Raw genomic sequence first — 12877 nt, 5'->3', positions numbered from 1 at the left:
GCTAAACCCGCGCAGTTCCAGAGCGTTAGGTCCAGTCCAGCACAACTTTGCCCGACCGGCCGGACTTCATCGCGGCAAAGCCGTCCGCAAAGTCGTCGACGCCGAACCGGTGCGTGATGACGCGGCTCACATCCAGACCGTTCTGCAACATGGCAATCATCTTGTACCAGGTTTCGAACATCTCGCGCCCGTAGACGCCCTTGATGGTGATGGCCTTGAACACGATGCGGGACCAGTCGACCGGGGATTTTCCGGGCGGAATGCCCAGCAGGGCGATCTTGCCACCCATCACCAGCGCCTCGACCATCTGGTCCAGTGCGATTTGCGAGCCGGACATCTCAAGCCCCACATCGAAGCCTTCCTTCATGCCCAGCTCTGCGATGACGTCCTGCAACTCCGCCTTGGACACGTCGACGGTGCGCACGGTTGGCACCACATGTTCGGCCAGTTTCAGGCGGTCGGGGTTGATATCGGTGATCACAACATGCCGTGCGCCGGCATGGCGGGCGACGGCGGCGGCCATGATCCCGATGGGACCCGCACCGGTGATCAGAACATCTTCGCCCAGCAGGTCGAAACTCAGCGCCGTGTGCACGGCGTTGCCCAGCGGGTCGAGGATGGCGCCGATCTCATCGGGCACGTCATCCGGCAGGGGGACAACGTTGAAGGCGGGCAGTTTCAGGTATTGCGCAAAGGCCCCCTGTTCATTCACGCCGATCCCGCGCGTGCCGGGGTCGAGGTGGAATTTGCCTGCCCGGCTCTGCCGGCTGTCGGTCGTGATCAGGTGCCCTTCGCCGGAACAGCGCTGGCCGACCTCCAGCCCGGTCACGTTGCGCCCCGTCTCGACGATCTCACCGGCAAATTCATGGCCGGTGATCATCGGCACCGGCACGGTGGCCGAGGCCCAGTCATCCCAGTTCCAGATATGGATATCCGTGCCACAGATACCGGTCTTGTTGACGCGGATCAGAACCTCGTCCGGGCCGATCTCAGGCACCGGGGCCTGAACCATCCAAAGACCCTCTTCCGGTCTGGATTTTTCCAGTGCCTTCATTGTGTTGGGTCGCATCAGATCACTCCCAAGTCCTTGCCGACCTTGCCAAAGGCGGTCAGCGCGCGATCCAGTTCGTCCCTGGTCAGAGCCGCATTCATCTGCGTCCTGATCCGCGCCTGACCGCGTGGAACGACCGGAAAGAAAAAGCCCGAGACATAGACACCTTCGTCAAACAACCGCGAGGCCATGTCTTGCGCCAGCGTCGCCTCGCCCAGCATGACCGGGATGATCGGATGTTCACCGGGCAGCAGGTCGAATCCCAGCTTTTCCAACCCGGCGCGCCAATATTTGGCATTGCCGAACAGTTGGGCGCGCAACATCTCACCGTCTTCGACCAGACGGATCGCCTCAAGCCCGGCGGCGACAATGGAAGGCGGCAGCGAGTTTGAGAACAGATAGGGCCGCGCCCGCTGCCGCAGCAGGTCGATCACTGGCTGCGGCCCGGCGATATAGCCGCCAATTGCCCCCCCAAGTGCCTTGCCCAAGGTTCCCGTCAGAATATCTACGTCGACGCCGAAATGATCCGGCGTTCCCGCCCCGTTCGGCCCCATGAAGCCAGTGGCATGGCAGTCATCGACCATGACGATGGCGTCGTATGTGTCGGCCAGCTCGCGGATTTTCGGCAGGTTGGCCAGATAGCCATCCATCGAGAACACGCCATCGGTCGCGATCATGATATGCCGCGCCCCATCCTCGCGCGCCTGTTTCAGCCAGGCTTCGAGGTCGTTCATGTCGTTGTTCATGTAGCGATAGCGCTTGGCCTTGCACAGCCGCACGCCGTCAATGATCGAGGCGTGGTTCAGACTGTCCGAGATGATGGCATCCTCGGGGCCCAGAAGCGGCTCGAACAGCCCGCCATTGGCATCGAAACAGGCGGCGAACAGGATTGCGTCGTCCTTGTTCAGGAATTGGGCCAGCTTCTGCTCCAGCTCGCGGTGAATATCCTGCGTGCCGCAGATGAACCGGACCGAGGCCATGCCAAACCCTTTTGGCTCCATCGCGGATTTGGCCGCGTCAATCAACGCCGGGTGATCCGCCAGACCCAGATAGTTGTTGGCGCACAGGTTGATGACCTGTTTGCCGCCCACGGTAATCTCGCCGCCCTGAGGCGAGGTGATCATTCGTTCGCGTTTGTACAGACCTTCCGATTCGATCTGCGCGAGGGTGTCCGTGATGTGGGACAGGAATGCATCTGCCATGGCGATCTCCTTGCTCTGAGTCGCGTGTCTAACATAGCGGATGAAATTCCCAAATAGGAGAATTACAGTATGAAGGAAAATATTCCGTGAAGGCGGAAATCGGCCGGCAATCAGGCGTTCTTGACGATCAGGAACACCCGGGCCGCGCCATTAGCGGTAATGGAATGCGCGATATCGGCAGCATACCGGGCGGTGTCACCTTCCCGCAGTTCGGAAACCGCCGTGCCCGATGTGACGCGCACCGCGCCTTCCAATACGGTCAGTTGTTCACGCGCGCCCCTGGCATGAGGCTGGCTGTTCAGGGCTCCGCCCTTGTCGAACCGGATGTCATAGACCTCGTGCCCGCCGGCCTCTTCCGGGGGGGACAGGATGCGTATCCGGCAATGCGTACCCATGTTGTCGATGCTGGGCACTTCGGAGGATCTGAGCACTTCGATCTGGTCAGTGGTCTTTGCATCCTCAAGCAGGCCCGCGAAATCCACCTGCAAGGCGCGGGTCAGGTTCCAAAGGGTCGAAATGGTCGGGCTGCTTTCGCCCCGTTCGATTTGGCTGACCATCGAGCGGGACACCCCGCTGAGGTTGGCCACCGCCTCAAGCGACAGCCCCTTGGCCCGGCGGGCTTCTTTCAGGCGGGCGGGCAGGCGTGTCAGGATATCGTCTGAATTTTCCGTCATGACGGAATCTCATGCGCCTTTGCCCGGCCGATGTCAATTCCGCTTGTGACGGAACGTCCCATGGGACAGCCTGATACGACGGATGCATAGTGCCGCCAAATCCAGGAGGAGAAGAGACATGAAAGATATCGTCATTCTTGATGGGGCCCGCACGGCAATCGGCACTTTTGGCGGGGCGCTGGCCTCGACCGCGCCCATTGATCTGGCAACGGTGGTGACCGAAGCGGCGCTGGAGAAATCCGGTGTCGAGGCGGCGCAGATCGGCAATGTGGTCTTTGGTCATGTCATCAATACCGAGCCGCGCGACATGTACCTGTCGCGGGCCGCCGCCAAACAGGCCGGCATCCCAGTTGAGACGCCGGCAATGAACGTGAACCGTCTGTGCGGATCCGGGGCGCAGGCGATCGTGTCGGCGGTGCAGTCTCTGATGCTGGGCGACGCGGACTTTGCGGTGGCCGGCGGCGCGGAAAGCATGTCCCGCAGCCCGTATATCGTGCCGCAGGCCCGCTGGGGCGCAAAGATGGGCGATGTAACCTCGCTGGACATGATGCTGGGCGCGCTGAACTGCCCCTTTGGGACGGGTCATATGGGCATCACGGCGGAAAACGTGGCCGATGAACACCAGATCACCCGCGAGCAGATGGATGAGTTTGCGCTGACCAGCCAGACCCGCGCGGCGACGGCGCTGGAGGCAGGGTATTTCCAGAGCCAGATCGCGCCGGTTCAGGTCAGGGTCAAGCGCGACATGGTCGATTTCATGGTCGACGAGCACCCCAAGACAACGTCCGCCGAGGCATTGGCGGGGTTGCGCCCGGCCTTCCGGAAAGACGGGCGGGTGACGGCGGGGAACGCCTCGGGCATCAATGACGGTGCGGCAGCAATGGTTCTGGCGACGGCAGAGGCGGCTGAGAATGCCGGGCTGAAGCCGAAAGCGCGCATTCTGGGATATGGTCACGCCGGTGTTCGCCCCGAGGTCATGGGCATTGGTCCGGTTCCGGCGGTGCAGAACCTGATGGCCCGCACCGGGTTGTCGGTCGATGATTTCGACGTGATCGAAAGCAACGAGGCATTCGCCGCACAGGCGCTTGCCGTGAACAAGGAACTGGGTCTGGATGCGGCCAGGGTAAACCCCAACGGTGGCGCGATTGCACTGGGCCATCCGGTGGGCGCAACCGGGGCAATCATCACGCTGAAGGCGCTGTACGAGCTGGAACGCGTTGGCGGGTCCAAGGGGCTGGTGACCATGTGCATCGGTGGCGGTCAGGGGATCGCCATAGCCTTCGAGCGGCTCTGATCCCGGGCCGGGCAGGGGGGCTGTCTGCCCCCCATCGCGCCTTTGGCGCGATTCCCCCCGAAGGTATTTTTGGCCAGATGAAGCGGGCGGATTTTTAGCCGAACGCGGTCAGCAGAAGAACGACGGCAGCGCCTGCGGCGGCCCCGATTGCCGCGGGCAGGAGCGCAGCCCACAGGCCCGAAGGGGAAGGTTCATCCTTATGGGTTTGCGCGATCAGCGCGTTTTCCACCAGCGCGGGCAGACGGGGTCCAAAACGCGCCAGCACCATTGCGGTTTTGCCGAAATCCCGGAGCGCGGCGCGGGGACCGATGGATTGCTTGATGTAATCCTCGACCACCGGGCGGGCGACTTCCCAGATATTGATGCGCGGGTCCAGTGACCGCGCGACGCCTTCGACCACCACCATGGTCCGTTGCAGCAGGATCAGCTCGGTCCGGGTTTCCATGCCGAACCGTTCCGTGACCTCGAACAGGTAATTCAGGAGGCGCCCCATCGAGATATAGGTGGCATCCATGCCAAAGATCGGTTCGCCGACCGCGCGCAGGGCGCGGGCGAATTCGTCGACATCCCGGTCGGCGGGCACATACCCGGCCTCGAAGTGAACTTCGGCCACGCGCTTGTAGTCGCGGCGAATGAAGCCAAAGAGGATTTCGGCATAGACCCGGCGGGTGTATTCGTCGATATGGCCCATGATGCCGAAATCATAGGCGATGATATCGCCGTTGGCCGCGACCTTCAGATTGCCCTGATGCATGTCGGCGTGGAAATAGCCGTCACGCAGCGCATGCAGCAGAAACATCCGCAGGACGCGTTCGGCCAGATCGTGGCGGTTATGGCCAGCGGCGTCCAGCGCCTGGTTTTCACCCAGCGCGATCCCGTCGGCCCAGCTGAGCGTCATCACCCGACGCGCCGACAGTGACCAGACCACCGGCGGCAGCCAGAATCCGGCGTCGTCTTTGGTATTCGCGGCATATTCGGACGCGGCCGCGCTTTCGAGGCGCAGATCCAGCTCGCCCCGCACGACACCGTCGAAATGTTCAATCACCTCCATCGGGCGCAGACGGCGGGCGCCCGGGGCGCAGAGCTGGACGATCCGGGCGGCGAAGTAGAACGCATCCACATCCTTGCGAAAGGCGCGCTCGATTCCGGGACGCAGGACCTTGACGGCGACGTCTTCGCCGGTGCTTGTCAGCTTGGCCTTGTGAACCTGCGCGATCGAGGCGGCGGCTATCGGTTCGCTGAAATCCGAAAACATCTGGGCCACCGGCTGCCCCAGTTCCTTTTCGACCTCGGCCAGCGCTTCGCTACGCGGAAACGGGGGAAGCTTGTCCTGCAATACGCGCAGCTGCTCGGCCAGTTCCTCGCCAACGACATCCGGGCGGGTCGAAAGCACCTGACCGAATTTGATATAGGCCGGACCCAGCGCGGTCAGCGCCCTGGTCGCGGGCGGCATGTCAGGGTCGCCCTTGTAGCCCAGCCATTGGAAGGGTTTGCCCAGCGTATGGGCCACGATCCGCAAGGCACGAGGGGCTTCGAAAGCGTCCAGGACCACATTCATGGCGCCCGTACGTTCTAGCGTGGCGCCTGTGCGGATCAGGCGGATGATGTTGTGGGGTCCACGCATATATCAGATCTTCCAGCCGGAATGCAGCGCGGCGATACCCAGGCTGAGGTTGCGGTATTTCGCGATTTCGAACCCAGCCGCGCGGACCATGTTCAGGAAGGTCTCCTGATCCGGGAATTTGCGGATCGATTCCACCAGATACTGATAGCTGTCATAGTCATTTGCGATCAGCTTGCCCATCCGGGGGATGACATTGAAACTGTACAGGTCGTAGAGCTTTTGCAGCCCGTCATTGGGCAATTGGCTGAATTCCAGCACCATCAGGCGGCCACCGGGTTTCAGCACCCGGAACGCCTCGTTCAACGCCTCTTGCGGGCGGGTCACGTTCCGGATGCCGAAAGAGATGGTGTAGACGTCGAAGGTGTTGTCCTCGAACGGCAGGGCCATGGCGTCGCCCACCACCCAGTTCAGGCTGTCCGACATCTGACCGGCTTCGGCGCGCTGTCGGCCTTCGACCAGCATCGGCTCGGTCAGGTCCAGAACCGTGGCGTGGCCGTGGCCCGCGCGCCTGAGAAAGCGGAATGAGATATCGCCCGTGCCACCGGCCACGTCCAGCAGCCGCTGACCGGGGCGCGGCGCCAGCCAGTCCATCATCGCGTCTTTCCAGACCCGGTGAATGCCCATCGACATGACATCGTTCATCACGTCGTATTTCGAAGCGACCGAGTTGAACACGCCCTGCACACGTCCGGCCTTGTCGGCCTCACGGACGGTTTCAAACCCGAAATGGGTGGTCTTGTCTTCTGTCATATCGGGCACCTTGATTCACGTATGCCCGAGATATAGCGTCCAATCCCGATACACAAACGCACAAATCATCGCGGGTCCATGTTTGAAGCCATCCAGCAAAATGTCACAGCCATTTCAGACGCCTTTCAATCCAATCCGGGGGTGTTTCTGGGCATTATGTCCGTTGGACTGTTCCTTGTCTGGCTCAAGTACCGGCTGATCCGGCAGGCCGCGATCCGGTCGAAAAAGCAGAACTATGCCGGCTGGAACGTCGGGGCAAAACACGCAAAGAGGGCGCATCCGACCGGTATCGGGCACAGCGACGTTCTGGTCATGCGCCCGATCAAGGTTCTGCCGATCGCGCTGTTCTGTCTTGTTTTTTTCGGAGGCGGCGCGGCTTTTGTGGCATCTGGCGGCTCTCAGAGTCCAAGAGCGTGGTTTACGGTGATCGCAGGCGCGGGCTTCAGCCTCATGAGTCTCTGGCTGATCGCATTTTCCTTTACGCGCATTGTCTATGATGGCCAGACCATCGAACGCTTTGCCCTGTTTCGAAAACCCGTCTCGGTGCCTTTGGCCCAACTGAGCAGGGTTCGTCCGATCAACAAAACGATCGCCGGCGGTGTTTATCTTGAGTTCCAGAACGGCGAGCGGATGCGTGTGATCCCGCGGATGTCCGGCTATGGGCAATTGTTGGAGAAGCTGGCGCGGAACGACCCGAAGCTGGCGTTGCTGCTGCGCATGGTGCCCAAGACGGAAAAGGCGGACTGAAATGCCGGAATTGCCCGAGGTCGAAACCGTAAGACGCGGCCTGTGCCCCGCGATGGAAGGCGTGGTGATTGCGCGCGCGGATGTGAAACGCCCGGATTTGCGCTGGCCGTTTCCCGACCGGATGTCCGAACGGCTGACCGGTCAGCGGGTAGAACGGTTGCGGCGGCGGTCGAAATACATCCTTGCCGATCTCAGCGGTGGTGAGACATTGCTGATCCATCTGGGCATGTCAGGGCGCATGACGGTTTCGGGTGATCCGCTGGGACAATTCCTTCGCGATCACCCGATGCCGGAAAAACACGACCACGTCGTCTTCCACATGGCCAATGGCGCGCGCGTGACCTTCAACGATCCGCGTCGGTTCGGGGCGATGGATCTGTTCCGGACAGCCACCGCAGAGGAACACAAGCTGCTTGCGGTTTTGGGACCCGAACCGCTGGGCAATGACTTTCACGAGCAGCATCTGATCGACGCGTTCCGGGGCAGGAACACCCCGGTCAAGTCTGCCCTGCTGGATCAGGGAATCGTTGCCGGATTGGGCAATATCTACGTTTGCGAGGCGCTTTATCGCGCCGGAGTGTCGCCACGTCGCAAGGCCGGACAAATTTCTGCCGCGCGCGTCGCGGCGCTGGTTCCGATAATACGGCAGGTCCTGGCGGACGCCATCGAGGCGGGGGGCTCGTCACTGCGCGATTTCCGGCAAGCTGATGGAGAACTTGGATATTTTCAGCACAGCTTTGACGTCTACGGCCGCGAAGGCGACCCCTGCCGGACCGACGGTTGCGATGGGACCGTCAAAAGAATCACCCAGTCCGGTCGCTCATCCTTCTATTGCGCGCAATGCCAAAGATAGCTTGATCCAGCGTTTTCGCGTGATAAGGAATCATACCTGAACGGAATAAACGAAAGTTCGCACCTCATGGCATTTGAGACGATCATCGTCGACATCGAAGACCACGTCGCCCTTATCAGGCTCGACAGGCCGGACGCGCTGAATGCGCTGAACTCGCAACTGATCTCGGAACTGTGCACGGCGCTGGAAGACGCGGACGCGAATGACAAGGTGCGTTGCATCGTCATCACCGGATCGGACAAGGCCTTTGCCGCCGGTGCCGACATCAAGGAGATGTCGGAACTCAGCTTTGTGGATGTGTTCGGTCGGAACTTCTTTGGGGACGTCAACGATCGCTTCACGGCCATCCGCAAGCCGGTGGTCGCGGCGGTGGCCGGGTATGCTCTTGGTGGCGGCTGCGAGTTGGCGATGATGTGCGATTTCATCATTGCGGCGGACACGGCCAAGTTCGGACAGCCCGAGATCAATCTGGGCGTTATCGCGGGGCTGGGAGGCACGCAGCGCCTGACCCGTTTTGTCGGCAAGTCCAAATCTATGGACATGAACCTGACGGGCCGTTTCATGGATGCGGAAGAGGCCGAGCGCGCCGGGCTGGTCAGCCGCGTTGTTCCCGCCAAGAAGCTGATGGAAGAGGCCGTCGGGGCCGCTCAGAAAATCGCCGAGAAATCGCAGCTGAGCACGATTTCCGCAAAAGAGGCAGTGAACCGCAGCTATGAATTGCCGCTGAGCGAAGGGATGCTGTTCGAACGGCGCGTGTTCCATTCGATGTTTGCCACCGAAGATCAGAAAGAAGGCATGGCAGCCTTCCTTGAAAAGCGTGCCGCGCAATTCCGGGACAAATAGTCCGGTTGGACTTTAAGCAGGGGGACAGGCGGGCAGCGGCCCGCCTTTTTCATATCAGCCATGCGTGGCGGAAGAATTGGCTTGGCAAACCCCACAAACTTGGATAACTAGCGCCGCTATACATGCGCGTGCGGCCCGCCTGGCCCGACTCACACTCGTGATTTCTGATCCGGTGCGGATAGTCCGTGGCGCGCAACCTTAGATAACCGTACCGAACAAAGGTCAGAGACACACATGGCAAATTCGCCCCAGGCAAAGAAACGCGCTCGTCAGAACGACAAGCGTTTTGCAATCAACAAAGCGCGCCGTTCGCGCATCCGCACCTACCTGCGCAAAGTCGAAGAAGCGATCGCATCCGGTGACAAAGAGGCCGCAACCGCAGCCCTGCGCGCCGCTCAGCCCGAGCTGATGCGCGGTGTCACCAAAGGTGTTTTCCACAAGAACACAGCAGCGCGTAAGATGTCGCGCCTGTCGTCCCGCGTGAAGGCGCTGGGCTAAGCTTTTACTTGACCTATGGTCATGTAAGTAAGGCTGAACTATTTTGAAGGCGTCGCACCCTGCGGCGCCTTTTCTTATGTTGCCAGAATACCGCGCCTTCACGAAACCGAGAGATTCTTTCGGCCAAGAACCCGAGTCAATATCAGAGTTTCGTTGCCGTGAGCGCTGGCCTCTTGTTACCACTGATTCAGCGATTCACTCGCTTGGGGGGACAGGCTGTTTCATTGATCTGACTGACGGGCATCAGGATGATCGGGAAACGAATGTCGGCATGAGGCGCAAGCCGATTTGCTGATCTGCTGTGGATCTTGGGGAAACCGAAGATCCGAGCCCTGTCGAAAAATATTGATTGCGAAGCGCAACCCGGTTTCTGGGATGTCCTTTTTTTGGATGTCGACTTGCCGGTTTGTGCTGACTTTCAGGGACGGTCCCGCCGGATCCACGTGGTTCGGCGCATGGGTATCCCTTTGCGGGTGGCGGCTTAAACCGGGTGACCGGAACTTAGTAATAAGGCCGACAGGCCAATAAAGAATGGGATGCGTGAGGCGCTTAATGACACAAGAGAAATGGGGACAACTGCGTAACAAACTGCTCAAGGCGATCGGCAAGAACAACTACACCACCTGGATCGAGCCTCTTGAATTCCAAGAGCTGCAGGACGGCGTGGCGGTGTTCTCGGTTCCGACCAACTTCATGGGCAATTATGTTAGCCAGAACTTTGCGGATCTCATCCTGTATGAGATGAATACGGCCGGTGAATCCGTGCAACGTCTGGCGTTTCGCGTCGCGGCGAATTCTCCGGTCCGCCCGTCCGGCGAGGCCGAAGCCACCACCGACGCCACGCAGCGTTCCGCTGTAACGCAGGATGCGCCCCTGTCACGGCAGGCGGAATCGGGGAATGATCCGCTTGAGGCCCTGCAAGCCGCGCCCCTGGATGCCCGTTTCACCTTTGATAGTTTCGTGGTCGGCAAGCCCAACGAACTGGCCCATGCCGCAGCGCGCCGCGTGTCCGAAGGCGGTCCCGTCACCTTTAACCCGCTGGTTCTGTACGGTGGGGTGGGTCTTGGTAAAACGCACCTGATGCACGCCATCGCGTGGGAGCTGAAAACCAAGCGCCCCGATCTGAACGTGCTTTACCTGTCGGCGGAACAGTTCATGTATCGCTTTGTTCAGGCCCTGCGCGAGCGCCGGATGATGGATTTCAAACATCTGTTCCGGTCGGTCGACGTGCTGATGGTCGATGACGTGCAATTCATCGCCGGCAAGGATTCGACACAGGAAGAATTCTTCCACACATTCAACGCGCTGGTGGATCAGAACAAGCAGATCATCATCTCGGCAGATCGTGCACCGGGAGAGATCAAGGATCTTGAGGACCGCGTGAAATCGCGCCTGCAATGCGGGCTGGTCGTGGACCTGCACCCGACCGATTACGAACTGCGTCTTGGTATTCTGCAGAACAAGGTTCAGCAATACAGCAGCACCTATCCCGATCTGACCATTGCCGATGGCGTGCTGGAGTTTCTGGCCCATCGTATCTCGACCAATGTCCGTGTGCTGGAAGGCGCGCTGACCCGCCTGTTCGCCTTTGCCTCGCTGGTGGGCCGCGAGATCGACATGGAACTGACGCAGGATTGTCTGGCCGACGTGCTGCGCGCATCCGAGCGCAAGATCACTGTCGAAGAGATTCAGCGCAAGGTATCCGAATACTACAACATCCGCTTGTCCGACATTATCGGCCCCAAGCGCCTGCGGTCCTATGCCCGTCCGCGTCAGGTGGCGATGTATCTGTGCAAACAGCTCACCAGCCGCTCGCTGCCCGAGATTGGCCGCCGTTTTGGTGGGCGCGACCACACCACTGTCATGCATGGCGTCAAGCGCATCGAAGAGCTGAAAACCACGGACGGTCAGATCGCGGAAGACGTGGAAATGCTGCGCCGCGCGCTGGAAGCCTGAGTTTTATCCCCTACCGCTCAGGAAACGCCCCGGTGCCTTGTGCCCGGGGCGTTTTCTTGTGCGCAATTCTCCACTGTCGGGCAGGAACTGTGCCCACGGGGCCACGCGCCCCTTGACGCGTTGGGCATTCCGACCCAGAAAACCATAAAAAATCCTTGTGCCTCAGGGCGGAACCGCTAACGTGCCAGTCCCGCCCATTTCGGCACGCAAGTCAGAGGAATTGAGGGTATGAAGATCAGCATCGAACGCGGCACCCTTCTCAAGGCCGTTTCGCAGGCCCAATCTGTTGTCGAACGTCGCAACACTATTCCCATACTTGCCAACGTGCTGATCGAGGCCGAAGGCGACCAGGCGATGTTCCGTGCCACCGATCTGGATATCGAAGTGGTCGACAAGGCCCCGGCGCAGGTCGAAAAAGCGGGCGCGACGACCGTGGCCGCAACGACGCTGCATGAGATCGTGCGCAAACTGCCGGACGGAGCGCTGGTGACCCTGACAGCTGACAGCGCAGCGGGCCGTCTGACGGTTGAGGCCGGCCGGTCGAATTTCTCGCTGGCGACACTGCCGAAAGAGGATTTCCCGGTGATGGCATCCTCGGAATACCAGTCGAACTTCACCGCTTCGGCGGCGCTGCTGCGGCGGTTGTTCGACAAATCGAAATTTGCCATCTCGACGGAAGAGACCCGGTATTACCTGAACGGCGTCTACATGCATGTGGCAGACGGGTCCGAAGGCGGCAAGGTGCTGCGCTGCGTGGCCACCGATGGCCACCGTTTGGCCCGCATTGACGCCGATTTGCCGGATGGCGCAGCCGACATGCCGGGCGTGATCGTACCGCGCAAAACCGTGGGTGAGCTGCGCAAGCTGCTGGACGATGATGAGATGGACATCGCGGTATCCGTCAGTGAGACCAAAGTGCGTTTTGCGACGCCCGATATCACGCTGACCTCAAAAGTGATCGACGGCACCTTCCCCGATTACACCCGCGTAATTCCGCAGGGCAATACGCGTCAGTTGGAAGTGGATGCCGCTGAATTCGCGCAGGCCGTGGACCGCGTGGCGACGGTTTCGTCGGAACGGTCCCGCGCGGTGAAGCTGCAACTGGATGCCGACAAGCTGGTTTTGTCGGTCAATGCGCCGGACAGCGGCGCGGCCGAGGAAGAACTGGCCGTCGCCTATGGCGACGAGCGGCTGGAGATCGGTTTCAACGCTAAATACCTGCTGGAGATTGCCTCGCAGGTCGATCGCGAAAACGCGGTCTTTCTGTTCAACTCGGCCGGCGACCCGACCCTGATGCGCGAAGGTTCTGACCAGAGCGCGGTCTATGTGGTCATGCCGATGCGCGTCTGACCGCCCCGCAGGGTGGTCACCAACGAAACGGAGGG

12 protein-coding genes are annotated in these 12877 nt (G+C 60.6%); 7 read left to right on the top strand and 5 right to left on the bottom strand.

All coding sequences use genetic code 11. The annotated features are described in order from the left end of the window. Window positions 1-25: 25 nt before the first annotated feature. The 3 genes from tdh to ACXAC3_RS01840 form a co-directional block, all read right to left on the bottom strand. Complete coding sequence (gene tdh / locus ACXAC3_RS01850; RefSeq protein ID WP_475163321.1) at window positions 26-1054, bottom strand: L-threonine 3-dehydrogenase; 1029 nt, start codon at window positions 1052-1054, stop codon at window positions 26-28. 14 nt (window positions 1055-1068) lie between these two features. After that, window positions 1069-2253, bottom strand: a complete 1185-nt coding sequence (locus tag ACXAC3_RS01845; RefSeq protein WP_475155156.1) for a glycine C-acetyltransferase — start codon at window positions 2251-2253, stop codon at window positions 1069-1071. A 110-nt stretch (window positions 2254-2363) separates the two neighbouring features. Next, window positions 2364-2927, bottom strand: a complete 564-nt coding sequence (locus tag ACXAC3_RS01840; RefSeq protein ID WP_475155151.1) for a helix-turn-helix domain-containing protein — start codon at window positions 2925-2927, stop codon at window positions 2364-2366. 118 nt (window positions 2928-3045) lie between these two features. Between ACXAC3_RS01840 and ACXAC3_RS01835 the strand changes: the two genes are divergently transcribed. Continuing rightward, a complete protein-coding gene (locus ACXAC3_RS01835) occupies window positions 3046-4221 on the top strand; it encodes an acetyl-CoA C-acyltransferase family protein (protein ID WP_475155146.1) in 1176 nt (391 codons plus the stop codon). A 94-nt stretch (window positions 4222-4315) separates the two neighbouring features. Here the strand turns inward: ACXAC3_RS01835 and ubiB are convergent, their stop codons facing one another. Both ubiB and ubiE read right to left on the bottom strand, forming a co-directional pair. After that, a complete protein-coding gene (ubiB, locus tag ACXAC3_RS01830) occupies window positions 4316-5845 on the bottom strand; it encodes a 2-polyprenylphenol 6-hydroxylase (protein WP_475155141.1) in 1530 nt (509 codons plus the stop codon). 3 nt (window positions 5846-5848) lie between these two features. After that, entirely contained in the window at window positions 5849-6595 is a 747-nt protein-coding gene (ubiE, locus tag ACXAC3_RS01825) for a bifunctional demethylmenaquinone methyltransferase/2-methoxy-6-polyprenyl-1,4-benzoquinol methylase UbiE (protein ID WP_475155138.1), read from the bottom strand. 78 nt (window positions 6596-6673) lie between these two features. Between ubiE and ACXAC3_RS01820 the strand changes: the two genes are divergently transcribed. The 6 genes from ACXAC3_RS01820 (at window position 6674) to dnaN (ending at window position 12842) form a co-directional block, all read left to right on the top strand. Then, window positions 6674-7342 carry a hypothetical protein gene (locus ACXAC3_RS01820; protein ID WP_475155131.1) on the top strand — a complete coding sequence of 223 codons (669 nt, stop codon included), beginning with the start codon at window positions 6674-6676 and terminating at the stop codon, window positions 7340-7342. Between the two features lies 1 nt (window position 7343). Then, window positions 7344-8195, top strand: a complete 852-nt coding sequence (gene mutM / locus ACXAC3_RS01815; protein WP_475155127.1) for a bifunctional DNA-formamidopyrimidine glycosylase/DNA-(apurinic or apyrimidinic site) lyase — start codon at window positions 7344-7346, stop codon at window positions 8193-8195. Between the two features lie 66 nt (window positions 8196-8261). Then, window positions 8262-9038 (top strand): enoyl-CoA hydratase, encoded by a 777-nt coding sequence (locus tag ACXAC3_RS01810; protein WP_475155121.1) that lies wholly within the window; start codon window positions 8262-8264, stop codon window positions 9036-9038. A gap of 234 nt (window positions 9039-9272) precedes the next feature. Next, a complete protein-coding gene (rpsT, locus tag ACXAC3_RS01805) occupies window positions 9273-9536 on the top strand; it encodes a 30S ribosomal protein S20 (protein WP_475155119.1) in 264 nt (87 codons plus the stop codon). 552 nt (window positions 9537-10088) lie between these two features. Then, window positions 10089-11492, top strand: a complete 1404-nt coding sequence (dnaA, locus tag ACXAC3_RS01800) for a chromosomal replication initiator protein DnaA (RefSeq protein ID WP_475155116.1) — start codon at window positions 10089-10091, stop codon at window positions 11490-11492. 228 nt (window positions 11493-11720) lie between these two features. Beyond that, window positions 11721-12842: a DNA polymerase III subunit beta gene (gene dnaN / locus ACXAC3_RS01795; RefSeq protein WP_475155113.1), complete on the top strand. Its 1122-nt coding sequence runs from the start codon at window positions 11721-11723 to the stop codon at window positions 12840-12842. Window positions 12843-12877 lie beyond the last annotated feature (35 nt).

The sequence above is a fragment of the Ruegeria sp. ABV4_181 genome, assembly GCF_056158465.1.
The sequence above is the reverse complement of the archived record's forward strand: the minus strand, read 5'-3'. Positions and strand labels throughout refer to the sequence as shown.

Excerpts from the sequence above, each read along its gene's own strand:
- ACXAC3_RS01840 (WP_475155151.1), bottom strand. The coding sequence starts at position 2,927 with ATGACGGAAAATTCAGACGATATCCTGACACGCCTGCCCGCCCGCCTG.
- ubiB (WP_475155141.1), bottom strand. The coding sequence starts at position 5,845 with ATGCGTGGACCCCACAACATCATCCGCCTGATCCGCACAGGCGCCACG.
- ACXAC3_RS01810 (WP_475155121.1), top strand. The coding sequence starts at position 8,262 with ATGGCATTTGAGACGATCATCGTCGACATCGAAGACCACGTCGCCCTT.
- dnaA (WP_475155116.1), top strand. The coding sequence starts at position 10,089 with ATGACACAAGAGAAATGGGGACAACTGCGTAACAAACTGCTCAAGGCG.
- dnaN (WP_475155113.1), top strand. The coding sequence starts at position 11,721 with ATGAAGATCAGCATCGAACGCGGCACCCTTCTCAAGGCCGTTTCGCAG.
- ACXAC3_RS01835 (WP_475155146.1), top strand. The coding sequence starts at position 3,046 with ATGAAAGATATCGTCATTCTTGATGGGGCCCGCACGGCAATCGGCACT.
- ACXAC3_RS01820 (WP_475155131.1), top strand. The coding sequence starts at position 6,674 with ATGTTTGAAGCCATCCAGCAAAATGTCACAGCCATTTCAGACGCCTTT.
- rpsT (WP_475155119.1), top strand. The coding sequence starts at position 9,273 with ATGGCAAATTCGCCCCAGGCAAAGAAACGCGCTCGTCAGAACGACAAG.
- ACXAC3_RS01845 (WP_475155156.1), bottom strand. The coding sequence starts at position 2,253 with ATGGCAGATGCATTCCTGTCCCACATCACGGACACCCTCGCGCAGATC.
- tdh (WP_475163321.1), bottom strand. The coding sequence starts at position 1,054 with ATGAAGGCACTGGAAAAATCCAGACCGGAAGAGGGTCTTTGGATGGTT.
- ubiE (WP_475155138.1), bottom strand. The coding sequence starts at position 6,595 with ATGACAGAAGACAAGACCACCCATTTCGGGTTTGAAACCGTCCGTGAG.
- mutM (WP_475155127.1), top strand. The coding sequence starts at position 7,344 with ATGCCGGAATTGCCCGAGGTCGAAACCGTAAGACGCGGCCTGTGCCCC.